Here is a 17,106-nt window from a genome sequence, read left to right on the forward strand (position 1 = left end):
AGCTACACCTACCAGGCAGTCTACCGCTACTTGCTCGACAGGATCGAAGCAGCGCCCTGCGATGTGGAGCAGCGCTTGCCGTCACTGCGCGAGCTGGCCCGGCGCTTGGGCGTTTCGGTATCCAGTACCAAGTACGCCTATGCACTGCTGGAGGACGAAGGGCGGGTGTATGCGCGCCCCAAGCTGGGCTACTTCAGCCGGCCCCGAGCCCCCGCCATGCGCGGGCAGCATTCACCGAGCCTGCTCGACACGGTGTTCGCCAGCGCCCGTCAGCCGGGCATGCTGGCCCTGGGCAGCGATGCGCCGGCCATGTTGCTGTCGCTGCAGCAGCCGCTACTGATGATTGAGCGCGAACTGGCGCGCCAATACCCGCACGCGTTGGTACCGCTGTTCCAGCCGTTCGGTGAGCCCGAGTTGCGCAGCGTGCTGGCCGACCGCTACACCCGCTCGGCGCAGCATTACTGGAGCGCCGATCAGGTGTTCATTGGCGCGGACCTGCGCAGCATTCTTGAATTGGCGTTACGCGCCCTCGACCTGGAAGGCCAGGTTGCGCTGGTGGAGTCACCCTGCAACTGGGCGGTGCTGAGGCAGTTGCAGGCTGCGCGCATGACCATCATCGAAGTGCCATTGGGTGAGGATGGGCGTTTCAATTTACAGCAGTTGCACCGGCTGCTATGCGATCAGCCGGTGCGCCTGGCAGTGCTGTCGTCAGCGGCCAATGTGCCGCAAGGTGGCGTGATGCCCGCGTCGGACAAGCAGCAGATTTGCCGCTGGCTGGCTGAGCACGCTGTGTGGTTGTTCGAAAACGATGGCTACGGCGATTTGTGTTTCGACGCTTCAGCGCCGCGCTACCGGGACTTCGCCGACCCTGACCGGGTGCTGGTGTTTTCGACCTTCGACAAGCTGATCGGCGCGGAGGCGCCCTTTGGCTACCTGCTTTGCCGGCAGCATAATGAGCGTTTGCAGCAGTTGTGCCTTGAACGCGCCTTTCGTTTGTCGCCGATTCGCCAAAAGGCCATCGCCAGGCTGTTCATCTCGCGCCGGGTCGAGCGGCACGTACAGCGCTTGCGGCCCTTGCTGCGTGAACGCCTGCAGCAGATGAAGGCGCTGCTGGACGTGTACGGCCAGGGCTGCCTGCGCATCACCGAGCCTCAAGGCGGGGCCTGCCTGTGGTTGCGGGCGACTCGGCCGGTGGATATGCGCCGGGTCTTCGAGCGGCTGCTGGCACAACGCATCGTCATCGCCCCCGGGGAGCTCTTCAGCCAGTGCGGCCTATGGCGCAGCCACCTGCGGTTGTGCTGCACAGTGGACTGGAGCAAGGACATTGCCCTGGCACTGCAATGCCTGGTCAGGGCTATTCAGGACGAAGCTCAAGCCCCGTAGCAGTGGTGCAAGGCCGGGAACGCCCCATCGCGCACTTCGTCTGCATAGCGTGCGCAGGCCTCGCGGATCACCTGGCCGACGTCGGCATACTGCTTGACGAAGCGTGGCACGTGGTCACCCCCTAGCCCCAGCAGGTCCTCAGTGACCAGCACCTGCCCATCGCAGGCGGGTGAGGCGCCAATGCCAATGGTCGGTTTGTCGCTGGCCTGGGTGATGGCGCGCGCCACGGGCTCGGCCACGCCTTCGAGCAGCAGGCTGAAAGCACCGGCGTGCAGGTTGGCCTGCGCATCGGCCCGCAGCGCTGCAGCGCTGTCAGGGCTAAGCCCTTGGGCCTTGTAGCCGCCCATGGCATTGACGAACTGCGGCATCAGGCCGATGTGCGCCATGATCGGGATACCCCGGGCGACCAGGAATTCGACGGTGCTCGCCAACGCCTGGTTGGCCTCCAGCTTGAGCGCGTCGCAGCCAGTGCTGGCCAATACCTGGGCGCAGTTGCGAAAAGCTTGCTCGTGGGATTCCTGATAGCTGCCAAACGGCATGTCGGCGATTACGCAGGCCAGGCGGGTGCTGTCGACCACGGCGCGAGTATGGGCGATGGTTTCGTCCAGGCGCATGCCCAGGGTGGACGGGCGGCCGTAGCCGACCATGGCCGTGGAATCGCCGACCAGTATGAAGTCGACCAGCGGGTCGATCACCTGGGCGATGGCGCTTGAGTAGGCGGTGAGCGAAACGATCTTCTGCCGGCCTTTCATGGCGACCAGTTGCGGGACGGTAAGGCGGCTGGTGCGGGTGTGTGTGCTCATTGGGGGCTGGGCATCTCAGGACAGGGATGGCCCATTGTCGGGAGCTTGCAGCGGCAACTCAATGTACAGATCCAGGCTGAAAAGCGACCCAGATTACTTGCTTGATTCGGCCGGCTTTGCAGTATTTTGTGGGAGCGGCACTGTGTGGCGATCGGGCCGCAGCGCGGCCCCTCGGATTCAGCAAAAAGGCCTGGATTGCTGGGGCTGCTGCGCAGCCCGATCGCGACACAAGGCCGCTCCTGCAGGCCTTTCGCACGGCCTCAGAAGGCCTGTGGCATCTCGCCTTTGGCCAGGCGCCGGTTGATGTCGGCGATCACTTCGGGCAGGTCGTTGATGGTGTCGATGAGGTAGTGCGGGCGCGAGCCGGCAAACAGCGCATGGATACGCTGGCGCTCGCTTTCCAGCTGCTCGGCACTCAGTGCCTGGAAGCCTTCCCAGGTCAGCCCCAGCGCGTTGCCCGAGCACACCAGTGCCACGGTCCACATGCCGGCACGGCGGCCTTCGAGAATGCCTGGCACGGTATCGTCGACTTTCACGCAGGCCGCCACATCGTCGATGCCCAGTGCAATCACGTTGGCCAGGGCCTGGGCCGGCCAAGGTCGGCCGTTAGGCGTCTCGTCGGTGGCCACCACGTGGTCGGCCACGTAGCCGTTCTGCGCCGCCAGTTCCACCACCTTGTCCATCACTACCTTCGGATAGCCCGAGCACGAGCCGATCTTCAGGCCGTCCTGGCGCAGCCCGGTGAGGGTGTCCAGCGCACCGGGGATTAGCGCCGAGTGCACGGCGATCTTCTCGATCTGCAGCGGCATGAAGCGGTTGTAGATGGCGGTCACGTCATCGTCGGTCGGCGTGCGGCCGAACACCTTGCGGTAGCGCTCGGCAATTTCCGGCACGTCGCACAAGGTGCGGATGTGGTCCCACTTGCCCATGCCCATCGGCCCTCGGGCCTCTTCGATGGACACCTGCACGTCGAATTCGGCAAAGGCCTCGACAAAAATCTGGGTAGGGGCGAACGAGCCGAAATCGACCACGGTGCCAGCCCAGTCGAGGATGGCAGCTTGCAGTTGTGTAGGGTTGCTGTAGTTCATGTGCGCAAATTCCTGAATTCAGGTGGGCAAAGGGTCAGATGTCCAGTACTTCCATTTCCCGCAGCACTTCGGCCACGGCATTTACGGCGGCCTGCATGCCATCGGCACCGACCACGCCGATGCAGCCGACGCGGAAGGTTTCGACCTGGGTCAGCTTGCCCGGGTAGAGAATGAAGCCCTTGGCCTTGACCCGTTCGTAAAAGTCCTTGAACTGGTAGCGGGCGTCGTTCGGTGCGTGGAAAGTGACGATGATCGGCGCCTGGATATCGGCCGGCAGGAAGCTGCGCAGGCCAATGGCGGCCATGCCGTCGAGCAGGGTCTTGCAGTTGTCGGCATAGCGTTGGTGGCGCGCAGGCAGGCCGCCTTCTTCGTTGTATTGCTGCAGCGCCTCGTGCAGGGCCGCGACCACGTGCGTGGGCGGGGTGAAGCGCCACTGGCCGGTCTTGGCCATGTAGGCGTGCTGGTCGTAAAGGTCCATGGCCAGCGAGTGGGCATTGCCTTCGGCGGCAGCCAGGGCGGCTTTTTCGGCGAAGACGAAGCCCATGCCAGGTACGCCTTCCAGGCACTTGCCGGAGGCGGCGATCAGCGCTTCGAAGGGGATTTCGCGGGCATCGATCGGCAGCGCGCCGAATGAACTCATGGCATCGATGATCAGGCGCTTGCCGTGGCGTTTGATCACCTGGGCGATCTCGGGCAGCGGGTTGAGGATACCGGTACTGGTTTCGCAGTGGATCAATGCCACGTGGGTGACGGCGGGGTCGGCAGCCAGCAGGCGGTCGACATCGGCAGCCGTGGTCGGCTGGTCTTCGGCGGTTTCGAAGGTGCTGTAGCTGCGGCCCACCACTTTGCAGATCTTCGCCAGGCGCTGGCCATAAGCGCCATTGATCAGCACCAGGACCTTGCCATCGCGTGGCACCAGGGTGCCGATGGCCGCTTCCACGGCGAAGGTGCCGCTGCCTTGCAGGGGCACGCAGTGGTGGCTGGCGCTGCCGTCGATGATCGCCAGCAGTTGCTCGCAGACGCTGGCAGTCAGCTGGTTGAAGTCGCGGTCCCAGGAGCCCCAGTCCACCAGCATGGCTTGGCGGGTGCGGATTGATGTGGTCAAGGGACCTGGGGTCAGCAGAATCGGGGCGTTGCTCATTCCGTTATTCCTCGCAAGCGGTGGGCTGAAACTACGAGGCCTAGGTTGCAATTCGCGCTGCCATCAATCAAATTGTTTGTTGTTATCCCAGCTATAAGTCAGGCCGATAAATATGAACCTGTTTCAGCTACGTGCGTTCGATGCAGTGGCCCGTGAGGGCAGCTTTACGCGAGCCGCCGAGCGCCTGTTCATCAGCCAGCCGGCAGTGACCGGGCACGTCAAGGCGCTGGAGGAGCACTACCAGATCACCTTGTTGAGGCGCACCGCACGGCGCGTTGAGTTGACCGAAGAGGGTACGCGACTGGCGGCCATCACCCGGGCCATGTTCGGCTTGGCGGAAGAGGCGCAGGCCATGCTGGAAGCCAACCGGCAGTTGCTGACCGGGCGCTTGGAGGTGGCCGCCGATGGCCCGCACCGGGTCATGCCCATGCTGGCGCAGTTACGTCAGCGCTACCCCGGTATCACGGTCAATTTGCGGCTGGGTAACGCTCAAGAGACGCTGGCGGCCCTGTTGTCCGAGCATGCCGACGTGGCGGTACTGACTGAGATCGAGCCACGCAAGGGCCTGTATCTTCAGAACCTGTGCGAATCCCGTTTGTGCGCGCTGTTGCCGGCAGGGCACGCCTGGGCGGGCGGCGAAGGTGACCTGGCCCTGACCGGGCTGCACCAGCAAATCATGGTGCTGCGCGAACCCAGCTCCACTACCCGGCGCACCTTCGACAAGGCCTGCGCTACAGCCGGCGTGCAGCCGAGGGTGCAGCTGGAGCTGGACAGCCGTGAGGCGGTCACCGAGGCAGTGGCATCGCAGCTGGGCATCGGGGTGGTGTCGTCTACGGAAGTGGCGAACGACCCCCGGGTGGTGGCGCGACCGCTAGGCGGGCAGGGTCTGGTCAACCAGCACATGGTTGGCTGCCTGGAGCGGCGCCGTGAGTTACGCTTGATCCAGGCATTCCTGGGCCTGGCGGCCAGCCTTTGAGCCGGGCCGAGATGGCGGTATGACTGATGGACTGCAGATGAGCGAGAAAGACACCATTTCCATGCAACTGGTGCGTGAGGCCTTGTTGCAGACCTGCCCGGCGGGTGAGCCGGATGCCGCGTTGCTGGCCCGTGCCGGTATCGACGCCGGGCAGTTGCAGGCCCCGGATGCACGGGTCAGCGCCGAGGCCTATGCCCGGCTCTGGCGGTTGCTGGCACGGCGTTGCAACGACGAGTTCTTTGCCATGGACCCGCGTGGCCTGCGCAGCGGCAGCCTGGCGTTTCTGTGCCGGGCGAGCATGGCCCAGCCAACCTTGGGCGAGGGCCTGGAAACCGCGCTGGCGTTTCTTTCGCTGATGCTCGAGGACCTGCAGCCGAGCCTGGTGCGTCAGCAGGGCCTGGCCGAGATTGTCATCAATGAGCCGCGTGACCTGCCACGGCGCCCGTTCACCTACTTCACCTTCTGGATGATCGTGCATGGCGTGGCCTGCTGGCTGGCCGGGCGACGCATCGCCATCCTGGCCATTGAGCTGCGCTGTGCCGAGCCGCCGTACTGTGACGATTACCGGGTGATGTTTTCGCAGAACCTGCAGTTCGAGCGGCCGCGCACCCGCATGATCATCAGTGCCGATTGCCTTGACGTGCCACTGCGTCGCAGCCCCGAGGACCTGCAGCGTTTTCTGGCCGAGGCGCCCGGCAACATCCTGGTCAAGTACCGTGATCCGGCCAGCCTGGCGCGGCGTATCCGCGCCGACTTGCTGCAACTGGACCCGTCCCGTTGGCCGGATGCCGACGCCCTGGCACGACATTTGTGCCTGTCTCCGTCAACCTTGCGTCGTCGGTTGGCGGAGGAAGGGCAGAGCTACCAGGTACTCAAGGACAGTGTCCGGCGCGAACTTGCCATTGCCTGGTTGAGCCGGGAAGAGGTGGCCATGGGTGAGATTGTCGAGCGTCTGGGGTTTGCCGACAGCAGTTCGTTCTACAAGGCATTTCGCAAGTGGTTCGGCTGCAACCCTGGGCATTACCGTGCGCTGATCCAGGCCCGGGGAGCGGCAGGCTGTATTGAGGCTCCCGCTGCCACTGGCGGTGGGTGAAGGCAGGGAGTCGATCGTTGCCCATCAAGGGCATCGATGATGCAAGCGGTGGCGGGTCGTGGGCACGGTCGTATTTCCTCGTGCCTTGGGCAGTGCGAGTTGGCGAGCATGCCAGCCCCAACCCTTCGCTCCCGGCACATCCATGACTTCCAGCACTTCGAACGCCATCATCAGCCATGAACAAGCAACTGATGATTTCATCGCAGCCAGGCTTCCCGACTGGCTAAAGCGGGCCAGCCAGGCTCAGATCGTCGCCCTGCGCGCCAGCCTCAACGCCCATCACGCCAGCCAGGCCCGTCTGCGCGGGCTTACGCTGACCCTTGAGCCTCTGCAGGTGTTCGCTGAAAAGCACCTGCTGGGCGTGCTGGTCAAGCCACTGCCCGCAGGCATGACCCTCGCAGCACTGGAATGGCTGCAGGTATCACCGCGTTTCGGCACGATGCCCGGCACTCTTCAGCAGACTTACCACTACTCGGCGACCCGCCAGGATGGCTTGCTGAGGCTGATGGGCAACTTCGGCCCTGACGAATCGTTTTACCAGGGCACCGGGCTGGTGTCTCCTGGCCGGGACGCCGTGTTGACCGGCACGCCCGAGCAACTGGTTGCGACATGCCGGGCGCTGGATGTGGGCCAGCTTTACCAGGCCGAGCTGCAGCGCACGTTCAACGCGACCACCGAAGGCATCCTTGCGCAGGACAAACGTTCGGGTCTGGCACTGGCTGCGCAGGTTGCGACGCTCAAGGGCGATATCGACGAGCAGGTGCAGCAGGCCTTGACCAAGATGGTTGAGGGTGGGGGTGCCCATGCCGACACGGGCCTGCATGCCTACCCCGGGTTGCTGGAGGTGTTGGGGCAGCGTGTTGCTGACGGGCTGTTCATTCGTTTGCGAGACAGTGTGGGCCAGGACCGAGGTGTGGTCCTCTACCTGCCCAGCGATCCCGTGCAGGCGCTGCGCCGCTTCGACTCCACACAGGCCATGAACACTGCGATGGTTGCAGCATTGCAAGAGAAGGCCTACCGGGATTACTTCATGCAGCTGATCAGCCTGCGACATCGCGCGAGCATCGCAGGCAGGCTGCATGCACGCCTGGAGGATGCCCAGCCCGATCTGGCGTTGGAGGGCGCGACTGAGTCTGGGGACTTGTTCGCTGCGCTGGCCGCGCAACAGTTGCAAAGGGTCAAGGACGACGCCCGGCTGTTACTGGTCCCTACTGCGGACGCAGACGCGGCTGCCGCCCGCGCTCGTCATGCGGCCTGGCATGGCGCAGGGCTCGATTTGCTCAACCTGGCGGGGCTTTTCATCCCTGTGGTAGGCGCGCTACTGCTTGGCCAACTGGTGGCGCAGACACTTGGCGAGGTATTCGAGGGCGTCAAGGACTGGACCCGTGGGCACCAGCACGAAGCCCTCGAGCATATGCTGGGGGTTGCCGAAACGGTGGCTGCGACGGCGTTGACCGCAGCCAGTGTGAGTTTTCTGCGAAGTACCTTTGTCGATGGCTTGCAGCCTGTGAACGTGGGGGGGCGGCGCGGCCTGCTGTGCTCCGATGACATCACAGCCTATGAGTCCAACCCAGGCACCATCGCCCTGCGTGATGATGGGCTTTATGGTGACGAGAGCAGGCGCTGGATGCGCCGGGGGCAGCGTTATTATGAAGTTCAGCGCAGTGAGCCTGAAGCCCCGTACCGCCTGCGTCACCCTGGTGCAAGCAACGGTTACGGGCCGCTGGTTTTGCACAACGGCGAACGCGGCTGGCGCCTGCTGCGCGATCAACCGCAACGCTGGAACGACGTGCGCAGCATGCTCGATAGCCTGTGGCCGCAGCATCCCGCCATTGATGCACAGCAGGCGGCGCAAGTGCTGCGGGTTGCCGGTGTGGATACCGAGGAGTTGCGGGGCGTGCTGGTAGAGAACCGGCCGGCGCCAGTAAACCTGCGTGAGACTTTGCGGCGCTTCGAAGCCCATGCGCGTATCGAGTCGTTCTTTACTCGTCTGGCCAGCTACTCGCTGGCCACACAGGACAGTGCGTTGCTGGAGTGGTGTCAGGCCCATGCTGCCAGTACCGACAGCGATACCCTGCTGCGTCAGCGAGCTGCCCTGCAGGGGCCTCTTCTGGAGCACCTGAGCACGCCACCCGCTGCCGACGACAGGCTGCTGACCTTGGTAAAACGTGATTTCGCCGGTTTGCCGGAAGCCTACGCACAGGCGCTGGTCGCGCAGGCCAGTGAAGGCGACCGGTTGCTGACGACGTCAAGCGGGCGTGTGACGCTGGGCCTCGCGGAAAAGGCCCGCTCCCTGCTTCGCCTGGCCAGACTGAACCGTACGCTGGAGGGGCTTTACCTGCCCGGCAGCTACTGCAACGAAACCGGTCAACTGGCTTTCGCCCTGCTTCAGGGCGAGCTGGCAAGCCGCGCAGGTGTGCCTCCCGAAACGCTCAGCCTGGAGCTGCGCGACAGTGCACCGGACGGGCGTTTGCTAAAGGCCATAGGCACCGCTGTCGACCCCCTTGTGCGCAGGATAGTGGTGCATAAAGACGGATGCTTCCATCTTTACGATGGCCTGGGGCGTGGGCTGCCGTTCGGCGCAGGTGACCCGGCAGGCCTTTACGAAACGCTTGCAGCGGTGTTGGCGCCTGAGCATTGCGCGGCGCTTGGCATGGCTCACGGCGATGTTGGGTCACAGCTACGCCAGCGTCTGCTTGCCCGGCTTCCTGCTACGCACCAGGGGGTTGCCGAACTCTTGCAATGGCCGACACAGGTGCAATGGTTGAACCCTGGACGACGCTTGCCAGATGGCCGGGTTGGCTATCTGCTCAATGGCCGCACCGGGGCCGACAGCCGTTCATTTGCTGCGCGGGTTCGGGAGCGTTTGCGCCAGCTTTATCCAGGGTTGGATGATGTGCAGCTGGACCAGGAGCAGGCGCTTCTTGCCAATGGGCCGCGGCCGGTCTACGAGCGCCTCGTAGAGCTGGAAGATGACCATGACCAGTTGATTCGCCACCTCAACCGCTGGTGCAGCGCCGAACTGAACGAGGGGCGCCAGATACTTCGCCGGCAGGTCGTCGGCGCCATTCTGCGGGCTTGGCGCTTGCAGGGAGACTGGATATACAACGATGCGGGCACACCGACAGGTCAGCGCCTGTCGCTGAGTGGCCTGCAGCTCAGCAGTTTGCCGGCGCTGCCGCCTGTCATTGACTTCCACCGTGTAACCAGCCTGCGGTTGTACGAGTCGGCGGTCGATGCGGTGCCAGTGAACTTCTTGCGCCCGTTTAGCACGCTGAGCGAGCTGGACATGAGTTTCAACCGGCTGCGCAACATTCCGCTCGGGATCGCTCACCTGCCGCAACTCCAGCGCTTGCGCCTGGCGCATAACCAGATCCGTCTCGACGCGCAGGCGGTCGAGGTCTTGCAGGCACTGCCTGGCTTGTCCCATCTTGACTTGAGCTACAACCGGCTGGAACACCTCTACCTGAACCTCAACCATTTTTCGGCAATGACTCACTTGAACCTGCGGCACTGCCGGCTGGCGACCTGGCCCGACCACATCGAGCTGTGCGGCCTTTTGGTGCGCTGTGACCTGAGCGACAATCAGCTACGGGAACTACCGGAGGCGGTGTTGGCCATGCCTCATGCCTGGCGCCGGGCGCTTGTCGTCGACCGTAACCCCCTGACAGGGGTCCAGTTGCAACGGTTGTTCGCGCTGGATCCCATCGAGGAACACGGACATTTGCCAGAGTCGATGGCCCGTGTCGACTTGCTTCATGCACGCGCCTTGTGGCTGCAGCATGTCGCCGATAACGACCGAATGGCGTGCGCAGCGCTGTGGGACGGCCTGTTGGCCGACCCGGACAGCGTAGGCTTTTTCCGTATTTTAGCGTGGCTGGAGCATACGGCTGATTATGACCCGGCAGCCACCGGAGGCGGCCGGGAAGCACTTGCGCGTGAAGTATGGGCCGCGCTGCGGGCCATGGAGGGCAGTCCGGGGTTGCGGATACGGGTTTTTGAAGAGTGCAATCAGCCTGTTTCCTGCTCGGACATGGTCATCGATCGTTTCAGTCACGTGAATATTCGGGTCTTGCTGGCCCAGGCTGAAACCGATGCGCTAGACCTGACGAAACGGGGACAGTTGATGGCATTCGGCCGGCAGCTGTTTCGGCTTGATCAGGTTTGGCAGGAGGCCAGCCGAGCGATATTGCGCCAGGGCGGCGCGGGTGAACAGGTGGGGCGCTCGGCCTTGTCACTGGCATACCGTGTACGCCTGCGCGAACGTCTGGGTTTGCCCGGTCAGCCGCGGGCGATGCGCTACCCGGACTCTGCCGGGTTGAGCGACCAGCACGTCAATAGTGTTGCCGCAGCTGTCCTCGCCAGTGAAGACTTCGAGGCGCTGACTCAAAGCCTGGCGAGTCGCCTGTTCTGGCAAACCTGCCTTCGTGAGCAGCACCGGGCGCTGTTCGAGGCACTCAGAGCCGACTATCTGCAGCGCAGGGCGGACTTGCGCATTGTGCAGCCACCCATTGCGGCCGAACAACTGCGTTCTCAGCTTGCTGATCTGGATGAGCAGGAACTGCGCGATACACAGCGATTGCTGACAGGGCTGACCGAGTCTTACCTGCACAGCCTGGGCCGGGGTGCCAGCTGACCTGCAAGGCGGCCAAACCAGTCATCCAGATTGACAGCTTTGGCCATTGCCGCGGGGCTTGAGCGGCGCGAACATCGTCGGACCGATGGTTAACACCAAAAACAAGAAACCAGGAGTCCGACGATGCGCGATTACACCGAGGCTGCTCGTGCGTTCGACCACGCTCAGGCTGCCAGTGCGGCGCTGCATGGCGACCTCGAAGCCCTCAATGCCTGTGTTGAATGCTGTGATCGCCATGCCGGTGACGGCAAGCTGGCGCTAATCTACGAAGACCGCAATGGCAACACAGCACGGTACAGTTTCGACCAGCTCAAGGCGCAGTCTGCCCGTTTTGCCAATGTGCTCAAAACCCAAGGTGTGGGTCCAGGTGACCGGGTGGCTGGTTTGATGCCGCGCACTCCCGAGCTTCTTGTCACCATCCTCGCCACCTGGCGCCTGGGCGCGGTGTACCAGCCTTTGTTCACTGCCTTCGGCCCCAAGGCTATCGAGCACCGCCTTGAGCAGTCGCATGCCCGCGTAGTCGTTACCGACAGCCTCAACCGTAGCAAGCTGGACGATGTGCATGCCTGCCCGACCATCATCACAGTCAATGCCCGCGTCGGCGAGCTGGACTTCCAGCAGTGTCTGGAGCGTGCCGCGAACGACTGTGATCCGGTAATGCGCGCGGGTAGCGACCCGTTCTTGCTGATGTTCACGTCAGGCACCACCGGCCCGGCGAAACCGTTGGAGGTGCCGCTGCGGGCCATCGTCGCGTTTAAGGGTTACATGCGCGACGCCATCGGCCTGCGCAGCGAAGACAACTTCTGGAACCTGGCAGACCCGGGCTGGGCCTACGGCCTTTATTACGCGGTCACCGGCCCATTGTCGCTGGGCCATGCAACCACGTTCTACGATGGCCCGTTCAGCGTCGAAAGCTGCGCGCGGGTGATCGACAAGCTGGGTATCACCAACCTGGCAGGCTCGCCCACCGCCTACCGCATGTTGATTGCAGCCGGCAGTGCTTTCTCGGCGCCGGTCAAGGGCCGACTGCGCGTGGTCAGCAGTGCAGGTGAGCCGCTCAATCCAGAGGTGATCCGCTGGTTCGCCAATGAGCTGGGCGTGACCATCCACGACCATTATGGCCAGACCGAACTGGGTATGGTGCTGTGCAACCATCACGGTCTGTCACACCCTGTGCACCTGGGGTCTGCAGGCTTCGCTATCCCCGGCCATCGCATTGTGGTGCTGGACGAGCAAGCTAACGAACTGCCGGCCGGTCAACCGGGCATCCTTGCCGTCGACCGCGAGCAATCGCCACTTTGCTGGTTCGGTGGCTACCACGGTTTGCCGACCAAGGCGTTCATCGGCAAGTACTACCTCAGTGGCGACACTGTAGAGCTCAACGCGGATGGCAGCATCAGTTTCGTTGGCCGCAGCGATGATGTGATTACCACTTCCGGTTACCGCGTCGGGCCGTTCGACGTCGAAAGCGCGTTGATCGAGCACCCCGCGGTGGTGGAGGCCGCCGTCATCGGCAAGCCGGACCCGGAACGTACCGAGCTGATCAAGGCTTTCGTGGTGCTGACTGAAGGCGTCGGCGGTTGTGCCGAGCTGGAAGAAGCGCTGCGTCAGCATGTACGCCAGCGCCTGTATGCCCATGCTTACCCCCGCGAAATCGAATTCGTCAGCGAGCTGCCCAAGACCCCGAGCGGCAAGCTGCAACGCTTCATCCTGCGCAACCAGGAAGTCGCCAAACAACAAGCGCAACAGGCCACCCCTGCCAGCGCCTGAAAGGAAACCGATCATGCAGATAGCCAATAAACACTTCATTGTCAGCGGCGGCGCCTCCGGGTTGGGTGCTGCCACTGCGCAGATGCTGGTCGAGGCCGGCGCCAAGGTCATGCTGGTCGACCTCAATGCCCAGGCCGTCGAGGCCAAGGCCCGTGAGCTGGGTGACAACGCCCGCTTCGCCGTGGCCGACATCAGCGACGAGCAGGCGGCGCAGGCGGCCGTCGACGCAGCCGTCAGTGCCTTCGGCAGCTTGCATGGCCTTGTCAATTGTGCCGGCATCGTCGGTGCCGAGAAGGTGCTGGGCAAACAGGGGCCACATGGCCTGACCAGCTTCGCCAAGGTCATCAACGTCAACCTGATCGGCAGCTTCAATTTGCTGCGCCTGACTGCTGCAGCCATGGCTGAAGGGGCTGCCGATGAGGCCGGCGAGCGTGGCGTGATCATCAATACCGCCTCCATCGCTGCCTATGACGGCCAGATCGGTCAGGCGGCCTACGCTGCCTCCAAGGGTGCCATTGCCAGCCTTACCTTGCCGGCCGCGCGCGAACTGGCACGATTCGGCATCCGCGTGATGACCATCGCTCCGGGCATCTTCGAAACGCCGATGATGGCTGGCATGACCGAGGAAGTGCGTGCTTCGCTGGCTGCCGGCGTGCCGTTCCCGCCACGCTTGGGGCGCCCTCAGGAATACGCTGCGCTGGCCCGTCACATCATCGAGAACAGCATGCTCAACGGCGAGGTGATCCGCCTCGACGGTGCACTGCGCATGGCTGCCAAGTAAGGAGAGCGAACATGACCCTCGCCAATGATCCGATTGTTATCGTCAGCGCCGTGCGCACGCCCATGGGCGGCCTGCAGGGCGACCTGAAAAGCCTGACTGCGCCACAACTGGGCAGTGCGGCCATTCGTGGTGCCGTGGAACGTGCCGGCATCGATGCTGCCAGTGTCGAGCAAGTGCTGTTCGGCTGCGTGCTGCCGGCTGGCCTTGGCCAGGCGCCGGCACGCCAGGCTGCACTGGGTGCCGGGCTGGACAAGCACACCACCTGTACCACCCTGAACAAGATGTGCGGTTCGGGCATGCAGGCCGCGATCATGGCCCATGACCTGCTGCTGGCCGGCACCGCAGACGTGGTGGTGGCGGGTGGCATGGAAAGCATGACCAACGCCCCGTACCTGCTGGACAAAGCCCGTGGCGGCTACCGCATGGGCCATGGCAGGGTCATCGACCACATGTTCATGGACGGCCTGGAAGACGCTTATGACAAAGGCCGCCTGATGGGCACCTTCGCCGAAGATTGCGCCCAGGCCAACGGCTTCAGCCGCGAAGCCCAGGACCAGTTCGCCATCGCCTCGCTTACCCGTGCCCAGGACGCGATCAGCAGTGGCCGCTTTGCCGCCGAAATCGTGCCGGTGGAAGTCACCGAGGGCAAGGAAAAGCGCGTCATCAAGGACGACGAGCAGCCGCCCAAGGCGCGCCTGGACAAGATCCCGCAGCTCAAGCCTGCCTTCCGTGAAGGGGGTACGGTGACCGCAGCCAACGCCAGTTCGATTTCCGACGGTGCCGCGGCGCTGGTGCTGATGCGGCGCTCCGAAGCTGACAAGCGCGGCCTCAAGCCATTGGCAGTGATCCATGGCCACGCGGCCTTCGCCGACACCCCGGCGCTGTTCCCGACCGCGCCGATCGGGGCTATCGACAAACTGATGAAACGCACCGGCTGGAGCCTGGCCGACGTCGACCTGTTCGAGATTAACGAGGCCTTCGCCGTGGTCACCTTGGCGGCCATGAAACACCTTGACCTGCCCCATGACAAGGTCAACATCCATGGCGGCGCCTGCGCCCTTGGCCACCCCATCGGCGCCTCCGGCGCACGCATCCTGGTGACCTTGCTGTCGGCCCTTCGCCAGAACAACCTGTGCCGCGGCGTGGCGGCCATCTGCATTGGCGGCGGCGAGGCCACGGCCATGGCTGTCGAATGCCTGTACTGAGGTGAACCATGCTGGTAACTGACGAGCAACAACAGATCGCCGACGCGGTACGCGCCTTTGCCCAGGAACGGCTGAAACCTTTTGCCGAGCAGTGGGACAAGGAACACCGCTTCCCCAAGGAGGCCATCGAAGAGATGGCGGAGCTGGGCCTTTTCGGCATGCTGGTCCCGGAGCAGTGGGGCGGCAGTGACACCGGTTACGTGGCCTACGCCATGGCCCTGGAAGAAATCGCCGCTGGCGATGGTGCCTGCTCGACCATCATGAGCGTGCACAATTCGGTGGGCTGTGTACCCATCCTGCGGTTTGGCAGCGAGCAGCAGAAGGCGCAGTTCCTCACCCCCCTGGCAACTGGCGCGATGCTGGGTGCCTTTGCCCTCACCGAACCGCAGGCTGGCTCCGATGCCAGCAGCCTGAAGGCCCGTGCGCGTCTGGACGGTGACCACTATGTGCTCAATGGCAGCAAGCAGTTCATCACCTCCGGGCAGAACGCCGGGGTTGTGATCGTGTTTGCCGTGACGGATCCGGAGGCTGGCAAGCGTGGGATCAGCGCATTCATCGTGCCCACCGATTCACCGGGCTACCAGGTAGCACGGGTCGAGGACAAGCTCGGCCAGCACGCGTCCGACACCTGCCAGATTGTCTTCGACAACGTGCAGGTGCCGGTGGCCAACCGCCTGGGCGCAGAAGGCGAGGGCTACAAGATTGCCCTGGCCAACCTTGAAGGCGGGCGCATCGGTATTGCCTCGCAGGCCGTGGGCATGGCCCGTGCCGCGTTCGAAGTGGCGCGTGACTACGCCAAGGAGCGGCAAAGCTTTGGCAAGGCGCTGATCGAGCACCAGGCCGTGGCCTTCCGCCTGGCCGACATGGCGACGAAAATTGCCGTGGCCCGGCAGATGGTGCTGCACGCCGCCGCCCTGCGTGACGCCGGGCGCCCGGCGCTGGTGGAAGCGTCGATGGCCAAGCTGTTTGCCTCGGAAATGGCCGAAAAGGTCTGTTCGGATGCCTTGCAGACCCTGGGCGGTTATGGCTATCTGAGTGACTTCCCGCTGGAGCGGATCTACCGCGACGTTCGGGTTTGCCAGATCTACGAAGGCACCAGCGACATTCAGCGCATGGTCATTGCGCGCAATCTTTGAAGGAGCAGACTGCATGGCATTCGAAACCATCCTGTTGGACATTCACGGCAAGGTCGGCCTGATTACCCTCAACCGCCCGCAGGCGCTGAACGCGCTGAACGCGCAGATTGTTGGTGAGATCAACCAGGCTCTGGACCAGCTTGAGCGTGACCCGAACATCGGTTGCGTGGTGCTGACAGGCTCGGCCAAGGCCTTTGCCGCTGGCGCCGACATCAAGGAAATGGCTGAACTGCAATACCCGCAGATCTACGTCGATGACCTGTTCAGCGATGCCGACCGCATTGCCAACCGACGCAAGCCGATCATTGCAGCAGTGTCCGGCTTTGCTCTGGGCGGCGGCTGCGAGTTGGTCATGATGTGTGACTTTATCCTCGCGGCGGACAACGCCAAATTTGGTCAACCGGAAATCAACCTAGGGGTGCTGCCCGGCATGGGCGGCACCCAGCGGCTCACCCGTGCGGTGGGCAAGGCCAAGGCCATGGAACTGTGCCTGACCGGGCGCCTGATGGGGGCTGAGGAGGCCGAGCGTGCTGGCCTGGTGGCGCGCATTGTGCCGCAGGCGGAGTTGGTCGAAGAGGCGCTGAAAGTGGCGGCGACCATTGCCAGCAAGTCGATTCCGGTGAGCATGATGGTCAAGGAGAGCGTCAATCGCGCGTTCGAAGTTACCCTCAGCGAGGGTGTGCGCTTTGAGCGTCGGGTGTTCCATGCGGCCTTCTCTACCGAAGACCAGAAAGAAGGCATGGCCGCATTCATCGCCAAGCGCGAGGCGCAGTTCAAGGATCGTTGATTAGACTCGGTTCGTGCCGTTGCCGTTGCCGTTGCCGTTGTTTTTGCTTCTAAGCGCGCGGTAGTTCAGGCGACGCAGATTGCGACTTCAGGAGGCCGAGCGCAGGGCTTGCGTAGGGAGGTGACGGGCATGGATGCCCGTCAAGCGCTGGGCCCCAGGATGGGGCCTGCAGCGCGGTCCTCCCGGGAGCAAGCCCGGAGCGAGGGGACCCCGGAGCGAAGCGCAGGGGCCGGATGATGGGAGCGGACGGCTTTGGTTACTTTGGCCAAGACCAAAGTAACCCGCCGGAAGGGCGGAAAGGTGACTC

12 protein-coding genes are annotated in these 17,106 nt (G+C 63.7%); 9 read left to right on the forward strand and 3 right to left on the reverse strand.

Annotated elements, in window-relative coordinates:
- Positions 1 to 30 precede the first annotated feature (30 nt).
- The gene (locus CKW35_RS22285) at positions 31 to 1,383 is read left to right on the forward strand and encodes a PLP-dependent aminotransferase family protein (RefSeq protein ID WP_236626553.1); all 1,353 of its coding nucleotides are present in this window, start codon (positions 31 to 33) and stop codon (positions 1,381 to 1,383) included.
- Here the strand turns inward: CKW35_RS22285 and panB are convergent.
- From panB to CKW35_RS22300, 3 genes are all read right to left on the reverse strand, one after another.
- Positions 1,371 to 2,186, reverse strand: a complete 816-nt coding sequence (gene panB / locus CKW35_RS22290; protein ID WP_016485812.1) for a 3-methyl-2-oxobutanoate hydroxymethyltransferase — start codon at positions 2,184 to 2,186, stop codon at positions 1,371 to 1,373. The two genes, CKW35_RS22285 and panB, sit on opposite strands and share 13 nt — an antisense overlap.
- Before the next feature lie 260 nt (positions 2,187 to 2,446).
- The gene (gene phnX, locus CKW35_RS22295) at positions 2,447 to 3,274 is read right to left on the reverse strand and encodes a phosphonoacetaldehyde hydrolase (RefSeq protein ID WP_016485813.1); all 828 of its coding nucleotides are present in this window, start codon (positions 3,272 to 3,274) and stop codon (positions 2,447 to 2,449) included.
- Between the two features lie 34 nt (positions 3,275 to 3,308).
- Positions 3,309 to 4,415 (reverse strand): 2-aminoethylphosphonate--pyruvate transaminase, encoded by a 1,107-nt coding sequence (locus CKW35_RS22300; protein WP_016485814.1) that lies wholly within the window; start codon positions 4,413 to 4,415, stop codon positions 3,309 to 3,311.
- Positions 4,416 to 4,527: 112 nt separating this feature from the next.
- On the opposite strand from CKW35_RS22300, the gene CKW35_RS22305 reads away from it, so the two are divergent.
- The 8 genes from CKW35_RS22305 (at position 4,528) to CKW35_RS22340 (ending at position 16,799) form a co-directional block, all read left to right on the forward strand.
- The gene (locus CKW35_RS22305; protein ID WP_016485815.1) at positions 4,528 to 5,391 is read left to right on the forward strand and encodes a LysR substrate-binding domain-containing protein; all 864 of its coding nucleotides are present in this window, start codon (positions 4,528 to 4,530) and stop codon (positions 5,389 to 5,391) included.
- Positions 5,392 to 5,428: 37 nt separating this feature from the next.
- The gene (locus CKW35_RS22310) at positions 5,429 to 6,484 is read left to right on the forward strand and encodes an AraC family transcriptional regulator (RefSeq protein ID WP_060519631.1); all 1,056 of its coding nucleotides are present in this window, start codon (positions 5,429 to 5,431) and stop codon (positions 6,482 to 6,484) included.
- Positions 6,485 to 6,626: 142 nt separating this feature from the next.
- A complete protein-coding gene (locus CKW35_RS22315; protein ID WP_095116880.1) occupies positions 6,627 to 11,120 on the forward strand; it encodes an NEL-type E3 ubiquitin ligase domain-containing protein in 4,494 nt (1,497 codons plus the stop codon).
- A gap of 123 nt (positions 11,121 to 11,243) precedes the next feature.
- Positions 11,244 to 12,890 (forward strand): acyl-CoA synthetase, encoded by a 1,647-nt coding sequence (locus CKW35_RS22320; RefSeq protein ID WP_060519635.1) that lies wholly within the window; start codon positions 11,244 to 11,246, stop codon positions 12,888 to 12,890.
- 13 nt (positions 12,891 to 12,903) lie between these two features.
- The gene (locus CKW35_RS22325) at positions 12,904 to 13,671 is read left to right on the forward strand and encodes an SDR family NAD(P)-dependent oxidoreductase (RefSeq protein ID WP_095116882.1); all 768 of its coding nucleotides are present in this window, start codon (positions 12,904 to 12,906) and stop codon (positions 13,669 to 13,671) included.
- Positions 13,672 to 13,682: 11 nt separating this feature from the next.
- Entirely contained in the window at positions 13,683 to 14,876 is a 1,194-nt protein-coding gene (locus CKW35_RS22330) for an acetyl-CoA C-acyltransferase (RefSeq protein WP_095116884.1), read from the forward strand.
- A gap of 8 nt (positions 14,877 to 14,884) precedes the next feature.
- Positions 14,885 to 16,012 carry an acyl-CoA dehydrogenase gene (locus CKW35_RS22335; RefSeq protein WP_016485821.1) on the forward strand — a complete coding sequence of 376 codons (1,128 nt, stop codon included), beginning with the start codon at positions 14,885 to 14,887 and terminating at the stop codon, positions 16,010 to 16,012.
- Positions 16,013 to 16,025: 13 nt separating this feature from the next.
- Positions 16,026 to 16,799 carry an enoyl-CoA hydratase gene (locus tag CKW35_RS22340; RefSeq protein ID WP_095116886.1) on the forward strand — a complete coding sequence of 258 codons (774 nt, stop codon included), beginning with the start codon at positions 16,026 to 16,028 and terminating at the stop codon, positions 16,797 to 16,799.
- The last annotated feature ends 307 nt before the right edge of the window (positions 16,800 to 17,106 follow it).

It is taken from the genome of Pseudomonas sp. Irchel 3F3 (assembly GCF_900187545.1).
GTDB classification, from domain to species: Bacteria; Pseudomonadota; Gammaproteobacteria; order Pseudomonadales; family Pseudomonadaceae; genus Aquipseudomonas; species Aquipseudomonas fortuita.

Bases quoted from the DNA above. Each gene is read 5' to 3' on its own strand.
- panB (WP_016485812.1), bottom strand. From the start codon at position 2,186: ATGAGCACACACACCCGCACCAGCCGCCTTACCGTCCCGCAACTGGTC.
- phnX (WP_016485813.1), bottom strand. From the start codon at position 3,274: ATGAACTACAGCAACCCTACACAACTGCAAGCTGCCATCCTCGACTGG.
- CKW35_RS22300 (WP_016485814.1), bottom strand. From the start codon at position 4,415: ATGAGCAACGCCCCGATTCTGCTGACCCCAGGTCCCTTGACCACATCA.
- CKW35_RS22305 (WP_016485815.1), top strand. From the start codon at position 4,528: ATGAACCTGTTTCAGCTACGTGCGTTCGATGCAGTGGCCCGTGAGGGC.
- CKW35_RS22310 (WP_060519631.1), top strand. From the start codon at position 5,429: ATGAGCGAGAAAGACACCATTTCCATGCAACTGGTGCGTGAGGCCTTG.
- CKW35_RS22315 (WP_095116880.1), top strand. From the start codon at position 6,627: ATGACTTCCAGCACTTCGAACGCCATCATCAGCCATGAACAAGCAACT.
- CKW35_RS22320 (WP_060519635.1), top strand. From the start codon at position 11,244: ATGCGCGATTACACCGAGGCTGCTCGTGCGTTCGACCACGCTCAGGCT.
- CKW35_RS22325 (WP_095116882.1), top strand. From the start codon at position 12,904: ATGCAGATAGCCAATAAACACTTCATTGTCAGCGGCGGCGCCTCCGGG.
- CKW35_RS22330 (WP_095116884.1), top strand. From the start codon at position 13,683: ATGACCCTCGCCAATGATCCGATTGTTATCGTCAGCGCCGTGCGCACG.
- CKW35_RS22335 (WP_016485821.1), top strand. From the start codon at position 14,885: ATGCTGGTAACTGACGAGCAACAACAGATCGCCGACGCGGTACGCGCC.
- CKW35_RS22340 (WP_095116886.1), top strand. From the start codon at position 16,026: ATGGCATTCGAAACCATCCTGTTGGACATTCACGGCAAGGTCGGCCTG.